Consider the following 20,627-nt stretch of genomic DNA (forward strand, 5'->3'; position numbering starts at 1 on the left):
GTATTAAGAGCCGCAATCGCGACTGGGTGGACATAATTTTCCACTGTCCAAACCATCGCCCGTGCCTGCCAGCGCAAGAGCTTCCGTATCGCTTTTGTCGTGCAAATTATCTACCTCGTTTGTTGTTGACACCAGCACAACCATCATCTTGTGGTGATAGTTGGGATCAAGCGTTCCGCCCGGGTTGAAGATGTCGGGATGGTGCATGCCGAAGTAGATCTTTAATCCGTCGCTGCCGGGGTTGGCTGCGAAAAGCGCATCCAGATCGGCTTTTTTAAAGTACACAGACCGTGTATCATTTTTCTTGGGATCGCGGGGATCATCGCAGCTCATTGGGCGATGGCCACTGCCATCGTCTACCTGGAGGCGTTTAAAAAAATTTTGAGAAAGCTGTTTGATCTTAGCTTTTGAAACCCACTTGGGATCGGGGGTAACCGGGCGTTCTTGTGACATAATTAGGGAATTTAGATTGAGTGAAAAATTAATCACCCCCAATTTATACATATTCGGAGTAAAAGAACCACCCGTGTTTTCACGGTATTTTACACGTTAAAGTACCTGCCCGTTTGGGTGCTATCCTGCTTTGCTTACGGGTATTGCCGGGCTATATTTGTTACACAGATAAATAGTTGATCGTAAGCCGGGTTGTACAACAAGGCTTAAGAAATGTGTTTAAAACGTACGGTTCGCTCAAACTACACGTTAGAAAAAATCCCTACTTCGGGGGAATTTAGGGAGGAAGGTTCGGTTCAGGGGGGCGCAAGCTCCCCACGCCCCTTCCAAAATCCTCAAGGCGTACGCCCTGCATCTACCTACCAACAAATCCGGCTTTTGCATGTTAACCAGCAATGCGCCGTTTTTTGCAAAAATTGCTTTATAAACCTATTGCCCGGCTGGCCGATAAGTATTCTTCCCGCCCTGATAAGGGAAGGGTGAACAAGGCGCTTGATGAGCTTCATCAGAACATATCCACAAACGACGGAAAGAAGGGACCGGTTATTCCTTTTGATCCCATGCGCGACAAGTTTATCATACTTTCGGATCAGCACAAGGGTGCCCGAGACGGTGCAGACATGTTTGCCAAAGCTGCCGGCAATTACCTCAACGCGCTGGACTATTATTATCAACAAAACTATTTTTACATTAACCTTGGCGATAGCGAGGAGTTATGGGGAAACATATTCCTAACGGTTAAGCGGCACAATAAGGCTACATTTGAGAAAGAGAAGCTATTTATTGACGCAGACAGGTTTGTGAAGATATTTGGCAATCACGATTTGTACTGGGGTAACGACCCGCTTGCTGCGGTAAGCCTCACGCAGATTTACGGGACAGCCATCAGGATATATGAAGGTGCCTTGCTGCAAACAACGGTAAACAATAAACCGCTATCTATATTTATGACCCACGGCCACCAGGGCGACCTGCAAAGCGATGGCAACTGGTTCAGCAAATGGTTTGTGTCGAACATATGGGGGCCCCTTCAGGCTTACCTGGAAATAAACCCTAATACACCGGCATTTAGTAATCAGCTTAAAACCGACCACAACCGTATTATGTACGAGTGGAGCGCCCAGCGGAAAGAAATGCTGCTGATAACCGGGCACACCCATCAACCAGTGTTCCGCTCGCTAACTCAGCTGGAAATATTATACAGCAATCTGGAAGATGCCAAAGCCGCTAACAATCTGGAGAAGGCAGCTGTGCTGGAAAAGAAGATAATAGCCTTACATCTGAAGGCCGGCGACCAGCCCAACTTTAATGGCTATTTGGACACTTACTTTAATACCGGCTGCTGCTGCTTTGATGATGGCGATATCACCGGCATTGAGATTGCTGATGGTGGTATCCGGCTTATTAAATGGAGTTACAAAAATAAGCAAAGCGAAAGGCTTGTTTTGGAGGAGTGCAAGCTTGGTGAGCTCACAATATAAACTGCCATGAGCTTACCTTTCTGGTTTGTTACAGGATGGTTAAATGCCTGCCTATTTGTAAAACATCATGTTTAAAAAAAGTGTGGCTTTTGCAGATTTTTGTCTGCCTGAACTTACTTAAATGCTAGAAATGAGTGCCTGAGTGTGAAAACTAAAGGTATTTCGCAATTACCCGTCCAGCAGGAACACGAACAGTTCTTTTGGCCCGTGGGCACCTAAAACAAGGGTTTTTTCGATGTCGGCAGTTCGGCTCGGCCCTGTCACATTAGTAATCATGGAAGGGATATTCGGCCCGTACTTTTGCTTGATCAGTTTAAGGCCGTCCTTAACGTCAAGCACCATTTGGGAGGTGTAAGCCAGTACAATGTGCACTGGTGGATAGATACTTAAACGTCGCCCTGCAGCATTGCCGTTAGAGAGCAGGATACTGCCATTGCGGGATATTAAGGCCTCGCACAAAGTAAAGCCAACGTCAGCCTGGTCAAAGTTCTTGTCGGTTTCAAAGTAAGGGTACTCGTAAGTAGCAAGTAGTTGTTGCAGTGCTGGTTCCCAGCAGTATATCTTGTGCCACTTGCGCTCTTCGGCTAGTTCAAGCAGGTTTTCTATAAACTGCACTTCGTCTTCGCAAAACACAAATTGACCACTTACTGCTGTAAACTGTTCGGCAAATATTACCTCTAATATGTCCTCTGCAGGAGGATACATGGGCAATTCTTCCAGGTTTGGGTAAGGGTTATCACGCTTCTCTAAAAGGGCTTTGCGCACCTTTTTAAGCAGTTTTTCTTTCGATGTTGTGATATCCCTCATAGTTAGTCAAAAGTAAAAAGTCTAAAGTCATAAGTCAACGTAATTGAGCTTATAACTTTAGACCTTAGATCTCGATTCGGATCTTATTCTGTAGCTGTGCTTGGCTCGCTGCCTTCGCCCGGGTTCCTGCTAAAGGTACCTGAGTGATCCCCGACACCTTCATGCACTAAGTTTTGCGCAACCGGGTCTTGGTTTGATTCGCCTTCTCCGTTTACAAACTCGTCGTAAGTGGTACGATTATCAAACGGGCGTTTACCCAGTAACTCTTCCAGGTCCGACTGGAACAGGATCTCTTTTTCAATCAGCTTGTTAGCCAGCTTCTCTAAACCCTCACGCTTGTCTGTAAGCAATTGCTTGGTACGCGCATAAACATCATTGATCAGGTTACGAACCTCGTTATCAATTAGCTCAGAAGTCTTCTCAGAGTATGGCTTATTGAATTGGTACTCGCCCTGTGTATCGTTGAAAGATACATTACCAACTTTCTCGTTCATACCGTATATAGTCACCATGGCATAACCAAGTTTAGTAATACGCTCCAGGTCATTTTGTGCCCCGGTTGATATTTTTCCGAACACAATGTCCTCAGCAACACGGCCGCCCATAGTCATGCACATACCGTCAAGCAGTTGCTCTGTGGTGTAAAGGAACTGTTCTTTAGGCAGGTATTGAGCGTAGCCCAATGCTGCTACACCACGCGGCACTATTGACACTTTCACCAATGGATCTGCATGCTCCAGGAACCAGCCTGCGATAGCATGACCCGCTTCGTGGTAAGCTACAATACGTTTTTCTTCGGGAGATATGATCTTGTTCTTTTTCTCCAAACCGCCAATCACGCGGTCAATAGCATCTTGAAAATCCTGCATGTCAACAGCTTCCTTGTTCTTACGTGCAGCTATCAATGCGGCTTCGTTACAAACATTTGCTATCTCAGCACCTGCAAAGCCCGGGGTTTGTGCAGATAGCTTTTTCGCATCAACACCATCAGCTAATTTAACTGGCTTTAAATGCACTTTAAATATCTGCTCACGACCAACCAAATCTGGTTTGTCAATAGACACCTGCCTGTCAAAACGACCGGGACGAAGCAAAGCAGAGTCTAGTACATCGGGGCGGTTGGTTGCAGCAAGGATAATAATACCGGAATCGGTACCAAAACCATCCATTTCTACCAGCAACTGGTTCAGGGTGTTCTCACGCTCGTCGTTACCACCCACAATGTTGTTTTTACCACGGGCACGACCGATAGCATCAATCTCATCTATAAAAATGATACATGGTGCCTTATCTTTAGCCTGGCGGAACAGGTCACGCACACGAGAAGCACCCACACCAACAAACATCTCCACAAAGTCTGAACCTGACAGAGAGAAGAATGGTACCTGTGCTTCGCCTGCTACAGCCTTAGCAAGCAACGTTTTACCTGTACCCGGAGAACCTACCAGCAATGCGCCTTTAGGAATTTTACCACCCAGATTGGTGTATTTCTTAGGATTTTTAAGGAAGTCGACAATTTCCATCACCTCTTGCTTGGCTTCTTCCAAGCCGGCAACATCGTTAAAGGTTACAGATACTTGCGCTTCTTTATCAAACAGGGTAGCTTTCGACTTACCGATATTAAATATCTGGCCGCCCGGGCCGCCACCACCACCGCTGCCCATTCTCCGCATAATAAACAACCAAACGCCAACCAGCAATACGGCCATTATAATGCACTGTACCAGCCAGTTGCTTAACAGGTTTTCTTTGCCTTGCTCGTACTGGATAGGCGTTTTCATCGCATCCGGAACGTCTTTCTCAGCATTAGTGATTGACTGTTTAAGGCTTTCGTAAGAAGCATCGGTAAAGTAATACTGAGGCCCGTCTGATGCCATGCTCAATCCGCGCTGGTTCTTATTAGCATCGGCGTATTCCGGCTTGCTTAGGCTGTCTTTTTTAATGTAAACTTCTGCTACTACAAGGTCGCCGTTTTTGTAGGCAATAATTTTAGATACGTCATGCTTTTTCAGCATATCGTTGCTAAACCGCTGAAAGTCGATAGGTTTGCCGCTGTTTCCGCCTAATAAAGTTGGTACAACAAGTAAGCCTAAAATAGCAATGGCATACAGCCACATCAAGTTAAATTTCGGAGGTTTCGGACTGATCTTTTTATTGGAGATTTTCCGTATAGGTTTTTGGCCGTCGGCCTTAGTGTCTTTATCTTTCATTTCGATATAAGCTCATTCAGTCAATCAATAATTTTAGAGGTATATATTTACGAGCTTATTAAGCGCTTTTGAAGCTTTTAATTTCAGCATCACCCCAAAGGTCTTCAACACCGTAATACTCACGTTTATCGGTCCTGAAGACATGTACTACCACGTCAACATAATCCAGCAATATCCACTCACCGTACTCCAGGCCTTCTTTGCGCCATGGTTCTGTTTGTATAGCTTTAAAGATCTCGTCTTCTACGCTGTTTGCTATTGCTTTAACTTGTGTGGCAGAATCGGCATGGCAAATCACAAAATAATCTGCCACCGAGCTTTTAATATTTCGCAGGTCGAGCCTTACGAGTTCGTTCCCCTTTTTTTCCTGCATGCCGTGTATAGCCAATTCAGATATGTAAGTGGATTCATTTATCACTTTACTTTTTACCATCAAAAAGATTTAGTTTTGAACGATTTCGGTTTTTAATTTATTATACGTTGCAAAATAACATATTTTCAGGATTATTTGTTGGACAAAATTTAGTGTCACTTAAAGAAGTTGACTCTACCAACAATTACCTAAAAGATATGCTGTCAAATTCCAAGCCAGTACCCGAGGGGACAGTCATTATGGCAGACACCCAGTTTGCTGGCCGCGGTCAGCAAAATAACGTTTGGCATGCTCAGCCGGGCAAGAATCTTACCTTTAGCTTATTGCTTAAACCATCTTTTATATCTCCACAACAACAGTTTGACCTTACAAAAGCAATCAGTTTAGGTGTTTATGACGCTTTATACCCCTTGTTGCGTGACAGATTAAAGATAAAATGGCCAAATGATATTTATTTTGGCGACAGGAAACTAGGCGGAATGCTGATTGAAAATATGATACAAGGCGGACAAATCAAGAGTTCGGTTGTTGGCATTGGCATAAATGTTAATCAGGATAACTTTCCTGTTGAGTCAGGCGCTCCTATCTCCATTTGCCAGATATTACAAAGGGATTATGATTTGCAGCAGATATTATCGCAAATTTGCAGCCATATAGAGGGCTGGTACCTTAAACTGAAAGCCGGAAACGTAAACTTGATAAGAGAAAAGTATTTGGCTTGCTTATACCGTTTAAACGAACAGCATCTATTCAGGTCAAACAACCAGGTTTTTACCGGCGAAATAACCGGAGTAACGGTTATAGGGCAACTGGTTGTACTAAGCAACGGTGAAGAGAAGCTTTATAACTTAAAAGAGATAGAATTTTTAAATAAAGACAAATGAAGAAATTATTGTTAGCGGTTATAGCCGTTCTAATGGCATTTGGAGCTAAAGCACAGATTGAAAATCCGGTTAGGTGGTCTTATGCGGCCAAGAAGGTTAGCGCGACCGAAGCTGTGGTATACCTGAAAGCAACCATTGATAAGGACTGGCATATCTACTCCCAAACGGTTAAGGATGGTGGACCGGTGAAAACCAGCTTTACTTTCAGCCCTTCCAAAGAATACACACCGGTAGGTAAAACTATCGAGCCAGCCCCTATATCTAAGTTCGAGAAAGTTTTCGGGATGAATGTTGGTTATTTTGAGAACTCCGTAGTATTCCAGCAAAAGGTAAAATTGAAATCTGCAAAGGCCGCTGCTGTAAAAGGTAAGTTGGAGTACATGGTTTGTAATAATTCTAAGTGCCTTCCGCCGGAAGAGGTAGAGTTTTCCATTCCTTTAGGTAAATAACATTTAGCATACTATTGATGAAGGCACACGGCAGCCGCAACCTGTTGCGTAAAGCATTATTATTTCTATCGGTAATCATTTTACTTGGGTCATTTGTCCCAAATGCGGCATTTGCTCAGCAAAAAGCAGCTGATACTGCCGGACTTAATTTTACCGATATACCAACCGCATCCGATAGCATAAGCTTGAATAAGGATAATGCTAAGAAGGATAGCTTTAGTAATGCGGCGAGTGAAGCAGTAACTAAGGTGCAAAAACCAGGTTCGGCAGCAAGTACAGCTTCCGGCGTGGAAATGCCTAAAAGCTTGTGGCAGTTGTTTATTATAGGCTTTTTAGGTGGTTTTGCTGCGTTTTTACTGCCTTGCGTTTATCCTATGCTGCCGCTTACCGTTAGTTTTTTCACTAAAAAAGGCGGTACCCGAGCAAAGGCTATCTGGCAGTCTTGTTTGTACGGCTTATCTATCATTTTTATCTATGTATTCTTTGGCCTGATTATAACATTAATATTCGGACCCGCTGCCCTTAATGGTCTAGCTACCAACGGAATTTTTAATTTCTTTTTCTTTTTGATGCTGGTTGTATTTGGGGTATCATTCCTCGGTGCATTTGAAATAACATTACCAAGTTCACTTGCCAACAAGCTTGATCAAAACTCTGATAAAGGGGGCTTGGCTGGTATATTTTTTATGGCTGCAACTTTGGTTGTTGTTTCATTTTCCTGCACAGGCCCAGCAATTGGTGGGGTGCTGGCAAATGCGTTTATAAAGGGAGAAAGGCTGGCCCCTATTGTAGTAATGTTCGGGTTTTCTTTAGCCATTGCGTTGCCATTCACCATTTTTGCCATGTTCCCTTCGCTGCTAAAAAGCTTGCCGAAATCCGGTGGTTGGCTTAACTCGGTTAAGGTGGTGCTTGGCTTTATAGAACTTGCATTTGCGCTTAAGTTTTTATCGAACGTTGACCTGGCTTATCACTGGAATTTGATAGACCGGGAGGTTGTACTTTCCGTATGGATAGCTATAGGCATACTGCTAAGTTTATACTTGATCGGAAAGATTAAGTTTTCGCATGATAGTGATGTAGCGCATCTAACAGTTACGCGAACCTTCTTTGCAATGTCAGCGTTTGCTTTTACTGTTTATATGATACCTGGTTTATGGGGTGCTCCGCTTAAGTCGATTAGTGCTTTACTTCCACCTTTAAGTACGCAGGACTTTGATATTTCGGCAGGCGGTGCTGCTGTACCTGCGGGTACTTCTGAACAGTTGGGTATTATTAAGGAAAAGAAATACGAAGAATTGTTCGCTCGGCTTCCAAAGGTAAAAGGCCTCGATGAATGGTACGATTACGATCAGGCAGTGCAGCTATCCAAACAGCTGCATAAGCCAATAATGATTGATTTTACGGGGTGGAATTGCGTGAACTGCCGTAAAATGGAGCAAGAGGTGTTCCCTGATCCGGGAGTATTAAAGCGCTTGCAAAATGACTTTATTATACTGCAGATGGTTATTGACGATAAAACAGAACTGCCCGAAGCGGATAAGTATACTTCTGATGTTACTCATAAGAAGATTACTACTATTGGGGGTAAGATGCTGGATTTTGAAATAAAAAACTACCAAACCAATGCGCAGCCATTTTATGTCATTATCAACGAAAAAGGGGAAAAGTTGGTTGAACCGGTTGGCGCAACTGATATAAACACTTTTACTTCTTATCTGGATAGCGGCTTCAAAGCTTACAATGCTGCCAAATAATCTGTATAAGTAACAGTTAATCTCAAAGCAATCTCAATTCTACAGGTCAGGTTTGACAAAAAAATGTAAATTTGCGCGACTTTTAACCAATGCTTATTATACAGCTTGCTGATTAATGGCGTTTAAAGGTTAGGTAAATTAATCATTTATAAGCTATTGAGCGTTTTCCCCAGCAAATGACGCAAATCAAAAAAATAGGACTTTTTACTTCAGGCGGCGATGCGCCGGGAATGAATGCTGCCATTAGGGCAGTGGTGCGTTCTGCTCAATACTATAACATTGAAGTTATTGGTATTCGCCGTGGCTATGAGGGCATGATAAATGGTGAGTTCATACCGATGGACGTCAAATCTGTTGCTAACATTATACAGCGTGGCGGCACCATATTAAAGACCGCCCGTAGTGAGCAATTTCGTACACCGGAAGGCCGCAGGTTGGCTTACGATCAGCTAAAACGTAACGAAATTGACGGCCTTGTTGCTATTGGTGGTGATGGTACATTTACCGGTGCGCGCATATTCGGCAATGAGTTTGATGTGCCTGTTGTAGGTTTACCCGGTACCATCGACAATGATTTGTACGGAACTGATTTCACCATTGGTTACGACACTGCTATAAACACCGTTATAGACGCCGTAGATAAAATACGCGATACTGCTGAGTCTCACGACCGGGTGTTTATTGTAGAGGTAATGGGCCGCGATTGTGGGTTAATTGCGCTACGTACTGGTATTGCTTCTGGTGCTGAGGCTATTATGATCCCTGAAACCAAGCGTGATCTTAATGCGCTGATGGACAAGCTGGAGCATGGCCGTAAGGATAAATCATCCAAGATTGTTATTGTAGCAGAAGGCGAAGAAGCCGGCAATGCTTTTGAGATTGGCCACCATGTAAAAGAGAAGTTCCCAAACTACGATACCCGCGTATCTATACTGGGGCACATACAACGTGGGGGCAAACCTACCTGTATGGACCGTGTATTGGCCAGCCGTATAGGTGTAGCTGCCGTAGAAGCGTTACGCGACGGGCACCGTAATGAGATGATAGGCATCGTACATAACGAGATTTCTTATACCTCGTTTGAGCATGCCTGCAAGCATAACGTAGAGATAAACGCTAACTTTTTAAAGATCGTAGAGATACTGTCTATATAGCGCAAGTGTTCAAAAGTGTTCACGTTTTTTTGTGCCGCGGGTATTTTGAACACTTTTAAGTTACCTGCAATAAAAGGCTTCTAAACGCATCAATTTGTCGGTTTTTGCCTTTATTTTGGTGCGGGAACCTTCAAAAACCACACGTAAAAAACAGGCTATATTAAATTTTATTTGCAAGTAATAGTATAAACTACAGGTATAATTTAGGCCTGGTTGAGGACTAAAAAAAGAGCGGCTGATCTATGGGATCAGCCGCTCTTTTTTGCTTCGTGTAAATAGGCGTTAGATGGTTTCGGGCTTTTTAGCTTCGCTTTCGCGCTGTAGTTTCTTCAGCATCTCGTTGCCTATAAGGGCATCTATCATACCGCCGCTGCCGCCGTCTTTACCGCTCACCAGAATTTCCGGTACCAGTTTCACGCCGTTGCTGGCAAGGGCTTCGGCTACGCGTACTATGGCGTATTGTTCGGTACCCATCGCTTCGGTTTTTTGCTTGGTTACCTCGGCTTCCGCCAAACCTACCGCTTTAATCTTACCAGCTTCCGCATTACCATTTACTTCGGTTGCAGCGGCATCGGCTTTCGCGTTGATGGTTTTGGCCTCGGCATCAGCTTTGGCGATAATGGTTTTATTTTCCGCATCTGCCTTGGCATTAATAATGCGCGATTCCGCGTCACCCTTCGCGGCAGCCACTTTTGAAGCCGCCATCTGGGTGTTTATTTCTACCTGGCGGGTAGATTTTACAACCTCCGGCTGCATATCGGCACCGGCCTTAGCGCTTTCAAATTCTTTACGTTCTATCTGTGCGCTCTTTTGTATCTCATAGGTAACACGTTCCTGCTCGGCTATCTTACGGTCAGTAAGGGTACGCATTAACGCTTCCGGTGGCACTATGTCGCCAATCAGCGTGTCCACGCCCTCAACGTTATAGTCGGCCAGCACTTTACCTATCTGTGCACGGGCGTCTTCCTGCCTTTGTGAACGGTTGGTGAGGAATTCTATAACACCGCTCTTTTGTGCCGAGTTACGGAAATAGTTGGCAATGGTAGGCTCAAGCACCTGCGATACCAGGTTTTTCATGTTACCAAACCTCGCAATGACTTTTGGCGCTTCATTGCGCGGTATGTGGATGATCTGTGACACATCCAGGTTAAAGGTAAAACCATCTGATGAACGCACACTGATGGTACACAGGTTTTTATCCAGCTCATGCGACTCGGTGCGGCTATTTGCCCAATTAAGCACTATGTTGGTGGTTGGTACAATCTCTACCGTATGGGTGTAAATGTTTACAGGGTGTTTACCGGGATCCAGAGGCTCGTCCCACACGCCCTTTTGAAATTTCTTAACAATGTTACCATGAGTAAAGCCTATGCCGCTGGTATCGGTACCTTCGGGACCTACAAAGGAGTTTACCACGCCCACGTAACCGATGTGGATGTGTATCATCTCTACCTGTTCAACAATAGCAAACCACGGGTTAAGGTAATAGGTACCTGCCAGTATAACATCTTCCTGCAAGCCTTTTTTACCGCCCGATTGAATGAACGCCATTGGGTCCTGGTAGTTACGGTGCCCTGCAACAGATCCGCCGGCTATTTCACCTTTGTCAAGCGGCTCGCCGTCAAGCGTGGTTACAATGCCTACCTTGTTTTCCTGAATACGGGTAATGGGCACCATTTCTATTTCGAACAGAAAGGTGTTAATACGATAGCTACCCGGTGTTAGGAAAGCGGCCTGCGGGCCTTTCTGGCCGTTGTTTTCCAGGAAAGCCTGCGCATCCTGGAACTTATCGCACGCGACAGGCTTGCCCAATACGCGACCGGTGTCCATAGGTGCACCGTCTTTGGCTTTTACCAGGCCCAGTTTGTCTTGCGGAATAACCGTAAAGTGCTCCATGGTAATGGTGTATTGCCATGGCCATAAGCGCCAGTACAAACCCGGGGCAAGGGGTTTTGCCTGCATACCGGCCTCGCCCTGTATGGCTATAATGCGGCCATCGGGCAACCGCTTATCGCCATAAAGCGTAAATTTTTTAACAACCAAACCAATGCGGGCATCAGGAACGATGATCATACCGAAAAAAACTTGCAGTACAAATTTGTACGCCAGGAGGGCGGCAACAAGCGGCAGCACCCACCAGAATTGGAGGATAGAATCAGACATTTTGAAATTAATTTGATTTAACGGGGCCCTTAAGGTGCGGGCTCCTCACAAAAACTTATAGCTTTATGAGACCTTGGCTATATAGCGATTATAAGATAGCCGGCCAGTGTAATTGTTACACAAAATCAAAAAATTTTTAGCTGATTTAGACCAGTTTGTCGGTGAAAGTGTTGTCAACAATCAGGCGTATAACTTTGTCTATTTCCTTACCTACATCTACAAGGTAACGTATGGTTTGCTCGTTCTCGGGATTATCAAATTGGTTAAGGTCAATCAGGCTTAGTAAACCCAGCATACTGGCAACCGGCCGCCTCAGTTCGTGCGAGCTTAAGTTGGCAATTTGTTTTAAACGCTCATTCTGGAGTATGATCTCGTTCTCGTACTCAAGCCTTAAGGTAATATCATGTGCAAAACAACCTACGCCCGCTATTAATCCTTCGTCATTAAAAATGGGGCTGAAATTTATCTCGTAATAAACATCGTTACCGCTTTCCGGGTCAATCGCATTGTTTACAACATCAAAGCGGTCGCCATTAAATGCCCTGGCGTAATAGCCCTTCCACTGTTCGGCTATAGCACCGGGGTAGCCATAATAGCTAACTTTCTGCCCGTCGGCAGGCCTTTGCCCGGTTGCTTTTTCAAGATTATTTTTAAATGCGTTATTGGTATAGATGTAGCACCCGGAGGTATCTATGGACCATATCAGGTCATCAATATTGTTGATCAACGACTCCAGGTTCCTCCGTGCGCGGTTTAGCTCTTCTTCTGTTGTACGCTGTGTTGTTATATCCCGTATAAAAACAGTAAGCCCATCTGTAGAAGCATATATTGTAGACCGCAGCCATCTTTTTAGCGGCGTGAAGTAAGTGCTAAAGTGCACTGTCTGCAGGTTTTCGGCCGCTTTGCGGTAAGCACTTTCAAATTCTGTATTTACAAAAAAGGGGAATACGTTCCATAACACGCCACCTATAATATTGTGCCTGCCCGTGTTCATCAATTCCTCAAACGCCGGGTTTGTTCTAATGAACCGCCAGTTCTTATCAACTATAAAAAAGCCATCGGTAACGCTCTCAATAAAGTTTTCCAGCCGGGTAGCTGCCTGCGCGGCCTGTTCTTCCATTTCTACCCGCTGGCTAATGTCCTGCCCTACGCCTTGTATCTCGGTAACTTCGCCGTTCTGGTTTGTTACTGCAATAAACTCCCATTCAGACGGATGCCTGGCGCCGGTTTTATCCAGCTTGCTGCGTATAAGCGTTACTAACTCGCCGGGTTCGGCAAGGCACCGCTCAAAGGCCAGCTGGCAGCGTTCCATATCTTCGGGTGCGGTATTAATGGAAAAGTGCTGGCCCAAAAGTTCCTCAGAGCAGTACCCGAATACCTGGCAGTAGCGCCTGTTTACAAAGGTGAAATGGCCTTTGTTGTCCAGCCGTATCAAAAAGTTGGTTTGGGAGTTGATGAGCGAGAGCAGGAACTGTTCGCGTTTAAGCGCATCCTCTTCGGTTTGGCCTGCAACCGACAAAGACGTATCGCCAGTATGCTCATTTATTATACTCATTACTACGCGGCTGCCGGTTGCACCGTCGTAGTACATGTTTCGTCTTTCGCTTATATAACGCGTTTCTTTGCTGTTAACGTGCACAAGGCGATAGCTGATATCCAGGCTGTTGTTTATGGTTATCTGCTGATAAGCGGCCTTAACCCTTTCCAGATCTGCCGGGTGTACCAGCTGTAACCAAAAATCCTGTACGCTTATTGGGGTGCCTTGCTTAAACCCTGCAAGTTCTCCCAGGTATGGCCCAATAGTAAGGTGTTGCTGCTTATCAAGATCGTAAGCAACAACGCATTCGCTTATTACCGGTAAAGTAAGCTGCTCCATACCATTGCGGGTTTAGTATATCTAAATTAATACCTTGTTAAGGTAATTGTTTGTGGGGAGTTTAACAAATTACGCTATCTGTAAAAGTACAATCAAAGTATTAATAGTAAGGGTTTTAATTTTTAATAAATATGATTACCTTTGCGTCCCCGCAGAAAGAACTCCGGGGACAATGTTGAATACATAAAATAAAAGAATGGCAACTAAGATCAGACTGCAAAGACACGGTAAAAAAGGCAAGCCTTTTTACTACATTGTAGTGGCAGACGCCCGCGCACCACGCGACGGCCGTTTTATTGAGCGTGTAGGTTCATACAACCCAAACACCAACCCTGCTACTATCGAGATTAATTTTGACAAAACCTTCGAGTGGGTAAACAATGGCGCACAGCCAACTGATACCTGCCGTGCAATACTTTCTTACAAAGGGGTATTATACAAAAAACACTTACAGGGCGGTGTTACTAAAGGTGCTTTAACCCAAGAGCAGGCAGATGCTAAATTTGCTGAATGGACCGAGCAAAAACAAGGTAAGATCACCGGTAAGAAAACCGGCCTTACATCTGCAAAAGAAGAAGCCCGCAAAGCTGCTTTAGCTGCAGAAGCTAAAAAGAAAGAAGACAGGGCTGCTGCAATAGCTGCTAAGAACGCTCCTGTTGCTGAAGAAGAAGCTCCTGCTGAAGAAGCAGCTGCTACCGAAACTGAAGCAGAAAGCGCTGAATAATATTGATTATTTGAGTCAAGAACATTTTTAGATTTGGGGATCTTGATTCCTGATTCTCAACTCTTGATTTTTACCCCAATGGCGAAGCACCTAACAGTCTTCGCCATTGTTGTTTAAAAACAATACGCATGAGCAATACCACTGAGCATTTTAAAATAGGTACGATACTGAAGACCAAGGGCCTGAAAGGTGAAATGGTTTTTTATGTTGATTTTGAGGATACTGAAAAGATAAAGCTGAATTCGGTTTTTATTGACGTTGCCGGTAAACTGGTTCCTTATTTTGTAAGCTCAATTAAATACCTGCAAAAAAGCCAGGCCTATTTACAACTGGAGGATATAGACACGGTTGAAAAGGCATCGGTACTGGTTAAAAAAGATGTTTACGTATCTAACAAGCAAAAGCCTAAAAAGAAGAAAGAAGAGTTTACGCTAAAGGACCTGAAAGGCTTTTTGGCAGTAGATGAAACTCACGGGGAACTTGGCGAGGTAACAGATATTATGGAGTACCCGCAACAGCTAATTGCAGCTGTTCAGTTCAAGGGAAAAGAAGTGTTGTTTCCGCTTAATGTGGAGATCATAAAAGGCATTGATGTTGAAGGGGAAGAGTTTTACGTAGACCTGCCCGAAGGACTACTTGATATTTATCTGGAATCATAAATACCCGGGCGCTTTTAACAGGCGCCTTTTTTGTTAATGGCGGTAAACAGATACCATCATCTGCCGCCACGCTGCCGATCTGTTTTGCTTGTCAAAAAAGCGATGATTAAAGCGTTATTTTCAACACTTATTAAAAACTAACTGGCGTTTAATTACTTTCGCATATATGGGCAATACCGCAGAGGAGTTTTTGGTAGCATCGGAGGAGAAAGCCTTTGAGATGGACCACCGGCGTATTATCAATTACAACATTGATAAATACGATACAGCTGTTACCCGCGGCCTTGCCAGGATGATAAACCTGGACCATTCTAAAAAGAAAGGCCATGCCATAAAGTGGAAGGTGATGGAGAACCTGGACAAGTTTTTGCCCGAGTTTGAAGCCAACTTTCAAAAGCGCGGCGGCAAGGTGATATGGGCAAACGATGCCGAAGAAGCAAACCGCGAGATACTTAACATTATCCAAAAAGCCGGTGCAAAAACGGTGATCAAATCCAAGTCGATGGCTACGGAGGAGATACATCTTAATGAGTTTTTAGAGCAACACCAGGTTGAGTCGGTAGAGAGCGACCTGGGCGAATACATAGTGCAGCTGCTTGGGCAGCCGCCTTATCATATTGTTACCCCGGCAATGCACCTCTCCAAAGAGGACATAGCAAAGCTGTTTAACGAACGATTTGGTACGCCGATAGACTCCACCCCCGAACAACTCACCCAAAAAGCACGCGAACTACTGCGCGACAAGTACCTGAGCGCAGATGTAGGGATAACAGGAGCCAACTTTCTGATTGCCGATACCGGCAGTATAGCCATTAGCGAGAACGAAGGTAATGCCAGGCTGACTACCTCATTTCCTAAAATTCACATTGCGGTAGTTGGGATAGAAAAACTAATACCATCTATAACCGACCTTGATTTGTTTTGGCCCATGCTGGCTACCCATGGTACGGGGCAGAACTTAACCGTTTACAACACCATACTGAGCGGCCCACGCCAACCTAACGAAACGGACGGGCCCGACGAGATGTACGTTGTGCTGCTGGATAACGGCCGCACTAACCTGCTGGCGCAAAAAGAACAGCGGCAAGGCTTATACTGCATACGCTGCGGAGCATGCCTTAACGTATGCCCGGTGTATAAGAACATTGGGGGCCATACTTATGATACTACTTACAGCGGGCCGATAGGATCTGTAATAACCCCTCACATGAAGGGCATGGAAGAGTTTAAACATTTGAGCTATGCCTCCAGCCTTTGCGGTAAGTGCACCGAAGTATGCCCGGTGAAGATAGACATCCATAAAATGCTGCTGCTGAACAGGCGCGACGCGGTTAACGAAGGGATAGTGCCCAAAAAAGAAAAGTGGGGTTGGGCGCTTTGGAAAAAAGGTATGCTGAAACGCAGCCTTACCGACTTCTTTAAAGGCAAAACAAAGAACTGGATGATGCGGACGTTCTTTAAGAAATCATGGGGGCATTTCCGTGAGATGCCGCAGGTGGCAGAAAAATCGTTCAGCCAGCAATGGGCAGAGCGTAACCAGGCAGACAAAGAAGTTTAAATGCGAAAGATCATACTGAACGTAGCCGTTACACTCGACGGATTTATAGAAGGCCCTAACGGTGAATACGATTGGTGCCTAACCGACCAGGACTATGGAATGGCTGCTTTCTTTGAAGAAACGGACGCCATTTTTATCGGTCGTAAAAGCTACGAGCTGATCAAAGCAGAAGATTATAGCTTCCCGGGTAAAAAGATGTATGTGTTCTCGGACACGTTAACCCCGGGGAAAAATGAAGATGTTGAGGTGATCCCGTCAACTAATTTCGATCACGCGGTTGACGGCATCCTTAATGAGGCGGGTAAAAGCATCTGGATGTTTGGCGGGGCCAGTTTGCTCTCTGCCTTTATAAATAAGAACCTGGTTGCAGAACTTTTGCTCTCCGTTCATCCCGTGATACTTGGATCAGGAAAGCCACTGTTCGGCAATCTTGAGCAAAAGCTTGATCTGGAACTTATCAGCCAGCAAACATACACTACCGGCCTTGTGCAATTACGTTATAGCATTAAGCCAAGGTTTAACATGGATATGCTTAACCTGCTTTAGTGCTTATCACCAAAGCCGAACTCTTTGTAGGTATTTGGTAGCTCATCGCGGTTGCTGAATGCAAAGGAGTAAGTTGCGCACCAGGTATCAAAATCAGCATCGTTTGTTTTAGAGGGGGCTATCTGTACGCAGCGGATCATGTAAATACCATCCCGGCTCGGGGTAAAGTTAAATACGCCATCTGCATCTGTTTTAAACAAGTCCTTGTGCACGTTGCCAGATGCCGACTTTATGTAAAGGCTTACATTGCCTTCCTTAAGCGGTTTCCCCTGAAAGTTTACAACAGCGGTAATATCGTCGCCGTAGCTTTTCTTGTATGGGTTTTGTTTAAGCACAATTTCCAGTTCATCGCCCGTAACTTTATTGTAATTGCTGCCGCCGCCGTTATCAACACTAACCAGTGTCTTTAGAAAATACCGGTACTTTTCAACCAGGTTTAACCGGGTATCATCTTTTATTTTATCGGCCAAATTATCGTATCCCTGCTTTTGCAGGTAAGCCACAAAGTCCTCGTGAGGTAATTCGTTCACTTCGGGTTTAAGCGTCATGCCGATAAGTACCAGCCCGTTGTTTGCAGGAGTATAGCTAAGTACCGGGGCGGCGCTGTCCTTAGCTACCTTTAGCAGGTCGGTAGGTTTAGAGCCGTCGTATATATTAAATTTGACCGTCTTTTTGGAATTGTAGCGGTCTTCACCTTCCTTGGTAAAGTCATCGCCGCTAAGCAGGTGTACGCTTAATTTATCGCCTTTATGCAGGTAGAAGTTCTCGGGGAGCAGAAAGCTGTCAGGCGAGAATGCAACAAGGCCCGAGCCAACAAATATCACCAGTAGGATAACGTACAATTGCTTCATAGTAAATAGGAATGTTCAAACATACAAAGTTTTAAAAACTTCTTAGATTAGGGGTATGATTTTCGACCGTAAAAATATCGATAATGACGGTTTAATAACGTTTTACAAGAAACTATTATTGCCACGTTTGGTCGAAGAGAAGATGCTGATCCTGCTGCGCCAGGGCCGCATATCCAAATGGTTCTCCGGTATTGGCCAGGAAGCTATTGCTGTAGGCAGTACGCTTGCTATGCAGCCTGATGAATACATCTTGCCCATGCATCGCAATTTGGGCGTATTTACCGCGCGAAATATCCCTATATCACGCTTAATGGCACAGTGGCAGGGCAAGATGTCCGGCTTTACGCGGGGCCGCGACAGGTCCTTTCATTTTGGCACCCAGGAGTACAAGGTAATTGGAATGATCTCGCATTTGGGGCCGCAACTTGCCTTAGCCGATGGTATAGCACTGGCTGATAAACTTAGCCGACAGCAGAAAGTGACGTTGGTATACACCGGAGAAGGTGCCACCAGCGAAGGGGATTTCCACGAAGCACTTAACATAGCAGCAGTTTGGGATCTGCCCGTCATTTTTATCATAGAAAACAACGGCTATGCACTATCTACTCCTACTAACGAACAATATCGGTGTGAAGCGTTGGTAGACCGGGCAATTGGTTATGGCATAGAGGGACGACGAATTAACGGTAACAACATACTTGAGGTTTATCATACCGTGAACGAACTGGCGCAGGATATGCGCCGGAAACCACGGCCGGTGTTGCTGGAGTGTATGACCTTCAGGATGCGCGGGCATGAGGAGGCATCCGGAACCAAGTATGTACCCCAGCACTTGTTTGAAGAGTGGCGGCAACATGATCCGCTGGATAACTTTGAGCAATACTTGCTGGATGAACAGGTACTCCGTAAAGAATGGGTGCCTTACCTGCGTGAGGAGTTCACAAAATTGATAGATATAGAAATAGAGAAGGTTTTCAACGAGCCGGATATTGTACCCCATGCTCAAACGGAGTTGAACTCAGTCTATCGGATGTATCACAAACCGGAACCTAGGCCATACGAGGTATTATCCGGTAAAAGATACATAGACGCTATTAGTGATGGCCTGAGGCAAAGTATGCGGAAATACAACAACCTGATAATCATGGGGCAAGACATTGCCGAGTATGGTGGCGCATTTAAAATTAGCCAGGGCTTTGTTGAAGAATTTGGAAAAGAGCGGGTACGCAATACACCGATCTGCGAGTCGGGTATTGTGGGTGCTGCCATGGGGCTTGCACTCAATGGCTATAAGGCCGTGGTTGAAATGCAGTTTGCCGATTTTGTAAGCAGCGGCTTTAACCAGGTTGTAAACAACCTGGCAAAGACATACTATCGCTGGGGGCAGCATGTAGACGTGGTGATACGAATGCCTACCGGGGCAGGTACTGGTGCGGGGCCGTTTCATTCGCAATCTAACGAAGCCTGGTTTACTAAAACTCCCGGATTAAAAGTGGTATACCCAGCATTTCCTGATGATGCCAAAGGGCTGCTTATGTCGGCTATTGAAGATCCTAACCCTATAATGTATTTCGAGCATAAATATCTATACCGTAGCACTACCGGCAATGTTCCGGACGATGATTATTATGTGGAGATAGGTAAGGCCAATATTGTAAGAAAGGGTACTAAAGCCAGCATTATTACCTACGGACTTGGCGTGCACTGGGCTATGGAGTATGCAGACAATCATCCGGACCAATCTATAGAGATACTTGATTTGCGCAGCTTGCAGCCGTGGGACAAAGAGGCTGTTGAGAAAACAGTAATGAAGACATCCAAAGTGCTGATACTGCATGAGGACACACTCACCAGCGGATTCGGTGGTGAATTAGCCGCTTACATCGGTGAGCACTTGTTTAAGTATCTTGATGCTCCTGTAATGCGGTGCGGCAGTCTGGATACGCCTATACCCATGAACAAGGCGCTGGAAGATCAGTTCCTGGCAAAGGCCAGGCTTGAAGAGTGTATGGACAGGTTACTCAGGTTTTAAGAGCAGGGCACACTTTAGGTGCCCTAACCTTCAATTAATTCCACCTCGGCAACAGGGTTGAAAAGGTATACCCGCTTGCTGCTTACCTCTACGCATTTAAACCGTTTGCGCAGCTTTTCTCCCTTACGAAATACCCTACCGTCCTTTAATTTGAAAACGGCATTTACAGGCAGCTTTTCTACGGTATGTACATCTTCTTTCGGAGCGTCGTATTTTCTTAAGGAACGATAAAGTGTAAGGTCTGAACAGGTGGACGCAGCCGGATTATTAAGGTAACTGGTTATAGCATGTTTAATATCTGCTGGAAATATGTCCTTTTCAAAAAAAGGCTGCATCATCCGCTTAAAGTTGCTTTTCCATTCGGTGCCGTGTGGTTTTGCATTTTGCTTATGCTCGTTCCAGGTATGCAAATGCGCAAACTCGTGTACGGTTGTTACCAGGAAAGCGTAAGGGTTGAGATCATAATTTACAGATATGCGGTGACCCTTACCACCATAAGGTGCACGGTAATCGCCAAATTTGCTGTTACGGTTACGGGAGATCTTAAACTCGCATTTAAAGTAATCTATCCAGCGGCCGATAAGAGGGGCCGCACCCGGTGGAAGATACTTTTCCAGAACTTTTACTTTATCCAATGTCTACCTCTGTATCAA

General features: G+C 45.0%; 18 protein-coding genes. 10 read left to right on the forward strand and 8 right to left on the reverse strand.

Translation table 11 applies throughout. The annotated features are described in order from the left end of the window. Positions 1 to 3: 3 nt before the first annotated feature. Positions 4 to 453 (reverse strand): hypothetical protein, encoded by a 450-nt coding sequence (locus tag AC59GT_RS00225; RefSeq protein WP_497235765.1) that lies wholly within the window; start codon positions 451 to 453, stop codon positions 4 to 6. A 395-nt stretch (positions 454 to 848) separates the two neighbouring features. Here AC59GT_RS00225 and AC59GT_RS00230 point away from each other — a divergent pair, with 395 nt between their 5' ends. Continuing rightward, positions 849 to 1,934: a metallophosphoesterase gene (locus AC59GT_RS00230; protein ID WP_497235766.1), complete on the forward strand. Its 1,086-nt coding sequence runs from the start codon at positions 849 to 851 to the stop codon at positions 1,932 to 1,934. A 168-nt stretch (positions 1,935 to 2,102) separates the two neighbouring features. On the opposite strand, the gene AC59GT_RS00235 is transcribed toward AC59GT_RS00230, so the two are convergent. The 3 genes from AC59GT_RS00235 to rsfS all read right to left on the reverse strand — a co-directional run bounded on the left by AC59GT_RS00235 (position 2,103) and on the right by rsfS (position 5,384). Further along, positions 2,103 to 2,741: a LutC/YkgG family protein gene (locus tag AC59GT_RS00235; RefSeq protein WP_497235767.1), complete on the reverse strand. Its 639-nt coding sequence runs from the start codon at positions 2,739 to 2,741 to the stop codon at positions 2,103 to 2,105. 83 nt (positions 2,742 to 2,824) lie between these two features. Next, the gene (gene ftsH / locus AC59GT_RS00240; protein ID WP_497235768.1) at positions 2,825 to 4,951 is read right to left on the reverse strand and encodes an ATP-dependent zinc metalloprotease FtsH; all 2,127 of its coding nucleotides are present in this window, start codon (positions 4,949 to 4,951) and stop codon (positions 2,825 to 2,827) included. 58 nt (positions 4,952 to 5,009) lie between these two features. After that, positions 5,010 to 5,384: a ribosome silencing factor gene (rsfS, locus tag AC59GT_RS00245; protein ID WP_497235769.1), complete on the reverse strand. Its 375-nt coding sequence runs from the start codon at positions 5,382 to 5,384 to the stop codon at positions 5,010 to 5,012. Positions 5,385 to 5,476: 92 nt separating this feature from the next. Between rsfS and AC59GT_RS00250 the strand changes: the two genes are divergently transcribed. The 4 genes from AC59GT_RS00250 to pfkA all read left to right on the forward strand — a co-directional run bounded on the left by AC59GT_RS00250 (position 5,477) and on the right by pfkA (position 9,565). Next, positions 5,477 to 6,208: a biotin--[acetyl-CoA-carboxylase] ligase gene (locus tag AC59GT_RS00250; RefSeq protein ID WP_497235770.1), complete on the forward strand. Its 732-nt coding sequence runs from the start codon at positions 5,477 to 5,479 to the stop codon at positions 6,206 to 6,208. Beyond that, positions 6,205 to 6,657, forward strand: coding sequence for a protein-disulfide reductase DsbD N-terminal domain-containing protein (locus AC59GT_RS00255; protein ID WP_497235771.1), 453 nt, complete (start codon positions 6,205 to 6,207; stop codon positions 6,655 to 6,657). The genes AC59GT_RS00250 and AC59GT_RS00255 overlap by 4 nt, the downstream gene beginning before the upstream one ends. Positions 6,658 to 6,674: 17 nt before the next feature. Continuing rightward, entirely contained in the window at positions 6,675 to 8,411 is a 1,737-nt protein-coding gene (locus tag AC59GT_RS00260) for a protein-disulfide reductase DsbD family protein (RefSeq protein WP_497235772.1), read from the forward strand. A 176-nt stretch (positions 8,412 to 8,587) separates the two neighbouring features. Then, positions 8,588 to 9,565, forward strand: coding sequence for a 6-phosphofructokinase (gene pfkA, locus AC59GT_RS00265; protein ID WP_497235773.1), 978 nt, complete (start codon positions 8,588 to 8,590; stop codon positions 9,563 to 9,565). Positions 9,566 to 9,847: 282 nt separating this feature from the next. Here the strand turns inward: pfkA and AC59GT_RS00270 are convergent, their stop codons facing one another. Together AC59GT_RS00270 and AC59GT_RS00275 are read right to left on the reverse strand one after the other, a co-directional pair. Next, positions 9,848 to 11,728, reverse strand: a complete 1,881-nt coding sequence (locus AC59GT_RS00270) for an SPFH domain-containing protein (protein WP_497235774.1) — start codon at positions 11,726 to 11,728, stop codon at positions 9,848 to 9,850. Between the two features lie 145 nt (positions 11,729 to 11,873). Next, positions 11,874 to 13,604, reverse strand: coding sequence for a PAS domain-containing protein (locus AC59GT_RS00275; RefSeq protein ID WP_497235775.1), 1,731 nt, complete (start codon positions 13,602 to 13,604; stop codon positions 11,874 to 11,876). A 196-nt stretch (positions 13,605 to 13,800) separates the two neighbouring features. Here AC59GT_RS00275 and AC59GT_RS00280 point away from each other — a divergent pair, with 196 nt between their 5' ends. From AC59GT_RS00280 to AC59GT_RS00295, 4 genes are all read left to right on the forward strand, one after another. Further along, a complete protein-coding gene (locus tag AC59GT_RS00280; protein WP_117384785.1) occupies positions 13,801 to 14,328 on the forward strand; it encodes a 30S ribosomal protein S16 in 528 nt (175 codons plus the stop codon). Positions 14,329 to 14,456: 128 nt separating this feature from the next. Further along, positions 14,457 to 14,987 (forward strand): ribosome maturation factor RimM, encoded by a 531-nt coding sequence (rimM, locus tag AC59GT_RS00285; protein ID WP_497235776.1) that lies wholly within the window; start codon positions 14,457 to 14,459, stop codon positions 14,985 to 14,987. Positions 14,988 to 15,153: 166 nt separating this feature from the next. Beyond that, on the forward strand, positions 15,154 to 16,545 hold the full coding sequence (locus AC59GT_RS00290; RefSeq protein ID WP_497235777.1) for a LutB/LldF family L-lactate oxidation iron-sulfur protein: 1,392 nt from the start codon (positions 15,154 to 15,156) through the stop codon (positions 16,543 to 16,545). Then, a complete protein-coding gene (locus tag AC59GT_RS00295; RefSeq protein ID WP_497235778.1) occupies positions 16,546 to 17,091 on the forward strand; it encodes a dihydrofolate reductase family protein in 546 nt (181 codons plus the stop codon). On the opposite strand, the gene AC59GT_RS00300 is transcribed toward AC59GT_RS00295, so the two are convergent. Further along, the gene (locus AC59GT_RS00300; RefSeq protein WP_497235779.1) at positions 17,088 to 17,942 is read right to left on the reverse strand and encodes a DUF4198 domain-containing protein; all 855 of its coding nucleotides are present in this window, start codon (positions 17,940 to 17,942) and stop codon (positions 17,088 to 17,090) included. The genes AC59GT_RS00295 and AC59GT_RS00300 overlap by 4 nt on opposite strands. A 55-nt stretch (positions 17,943 to 17,997) precedes the next feature. Between AC59GT_RS00300 and AC59GT_RS00305 the strand changes: the two genes are divergently transcribed. Next, on the forward strand, positions 17,998 to 19,974 hold the full coding sequence (locus AC59GT_RS00305) for an alpha-ketoacid dehydrogenase subunit alpha/beta (protein WP_497235780.1): 1,977 nt from the start codon (positions 17,998 to 18,000) through the stop codon (positions 19,972 to 19,974). 23 nt (positions 19,975 to 19,997) lie between these two features. Here AC59GT_RS00305 and AC59GT_RS00310 read toward each other — a convergent pair whose 3' ends face one another. Then, positions 19,998 to 20,609 (reverse strand): SprT-like domain-containing protein, encoded by a 612-nt coding sequence (locus AC59GT_RS00310; RefSeq protein WP_497235781.1) that lies wholly within the window; start codon positions 20,607 to 20,609, stop codon positions 19,998 to 20,000. Positions 20,610 to 20,627: the final 18 nt, after the last annotated feature.

Source organism: Mucilaginibacter sp. 320_HR (assembly GCF_059691875.1).

Excerpts from the sequence above, each read along its gene's own strand:
- AC59GT_RS00225 (WP_497235765.1), bottom strand. The coding sequence starts at position 453 with ATGTCACAAGAACGCCCGGTTACCCCCGATCCCAAGTGGGTTTCAAAA.
- AC59GT_RS00230 (WP_497235766.1), top strand. The coding sequence starts at position 849 with ATGCGCCGTTTTTTGCAAAAATTGCTTTATAAACCTATTGCCCGGCTG.
- AC59GT_RS00235 (WP_497235767.1), bottom strand. The coding sequence starts at position 2,741 with ATGAGGGATATCACAACATCGAAAGAAAAACTGCTTAAAAAGGTGCGC.
- ftsH (WP_497235768.1), bottom strand. The coding sequence starts at position 4,951 with ATGAAAGATAAAGACACTAAGGCCGACGGCCAAAAACCTATACGGAAA.
- rsfS (WP_497235769.1), bottom strand. The coding sequence starts at position 5,384 with ATGGTAAAAAGTAAAGTGATAAATGAATCCACTTACATATCTGAATTG.
- AC59GT_RS00255 (WP_497235771.1), top strand. The coding sequence starts at position 6,205 with ATGAAGAAATTATTGTTAGCGGTTATAGCCGTTCTAATGGCATTTGGA.
- AC59GT_RS00260 (WP_497235772.1), top strand. The coding sequence starts at position 6,675 with ATGAAGGCACACGGCAGCCGCAACCTGTTGCGTAAAGCATTATTATTT.
- pfkA (WP_497235773.1), top strand. The coding sequence starts at position 8,588 with ATGACGCAAATCAAAAAAATAGGACTTTTTACTTCAGGCGGCGATGCG.
- AC59GT_RS00270 (WP_497235774.1), bottom strand. The coding sequence starts at position 11,728 with ATGTCTGATTCTATCCTCCAATTCTGGTGGGTGCTGCCGCTTGTTGCC.
- AC59GT_RS00275 (WP_497235775.1), bottom strand. The coding sequence starts at position 13,604 with ATGGAGCAGCTTACTTTACCGGTAATAAGCGAATGCGTTGTTGCTTAC.
- AC59GT_RS00280 (WP_117384785.1), top strand. The coding sequence starts at position 13,801 with ATGGCAACTAAGATCAGACTGCAAAGACACGGTAAAAAAGGCAAGCCT.
- rimM (WP_497235776.1), top strand. The coding sequence starts at position 14,457 with ATGAGCAATACCACTGAGCATTTTAAAATAGGTACGATACTGAAGACC.
- AC59GT_RS00290 (WP_497235777.1), top strand. The coding sequence starts at position 15,154 with ATGGGCAATACCGCAGAGGAGTTTTTGGTAGCATCGGAGGAGAAAGCC.
- AC59GT_RS00295 (WP_497235778.1), top strand. The coding sequence starts at position 16,546 with ATGCGAAAGATCATACTGAACGTAGCCGTTACACTCGACGGATTTATA.
- AC59GT_RS00300 (WP_497235779.1), bottom strand. The coding sequence starts at position 17,942 with ATGAAGCAATTGTACGTTATCCTACTGGTGATATTTGTTGGCTCGGGC.
- AC59GT_RS00305 (WP_497235780.1), top strand. The coding sequence starts at position 17,998 with ATGATTTTCGACCGTAAAAATATCGATAATGACGGTTTAATAACGTTT.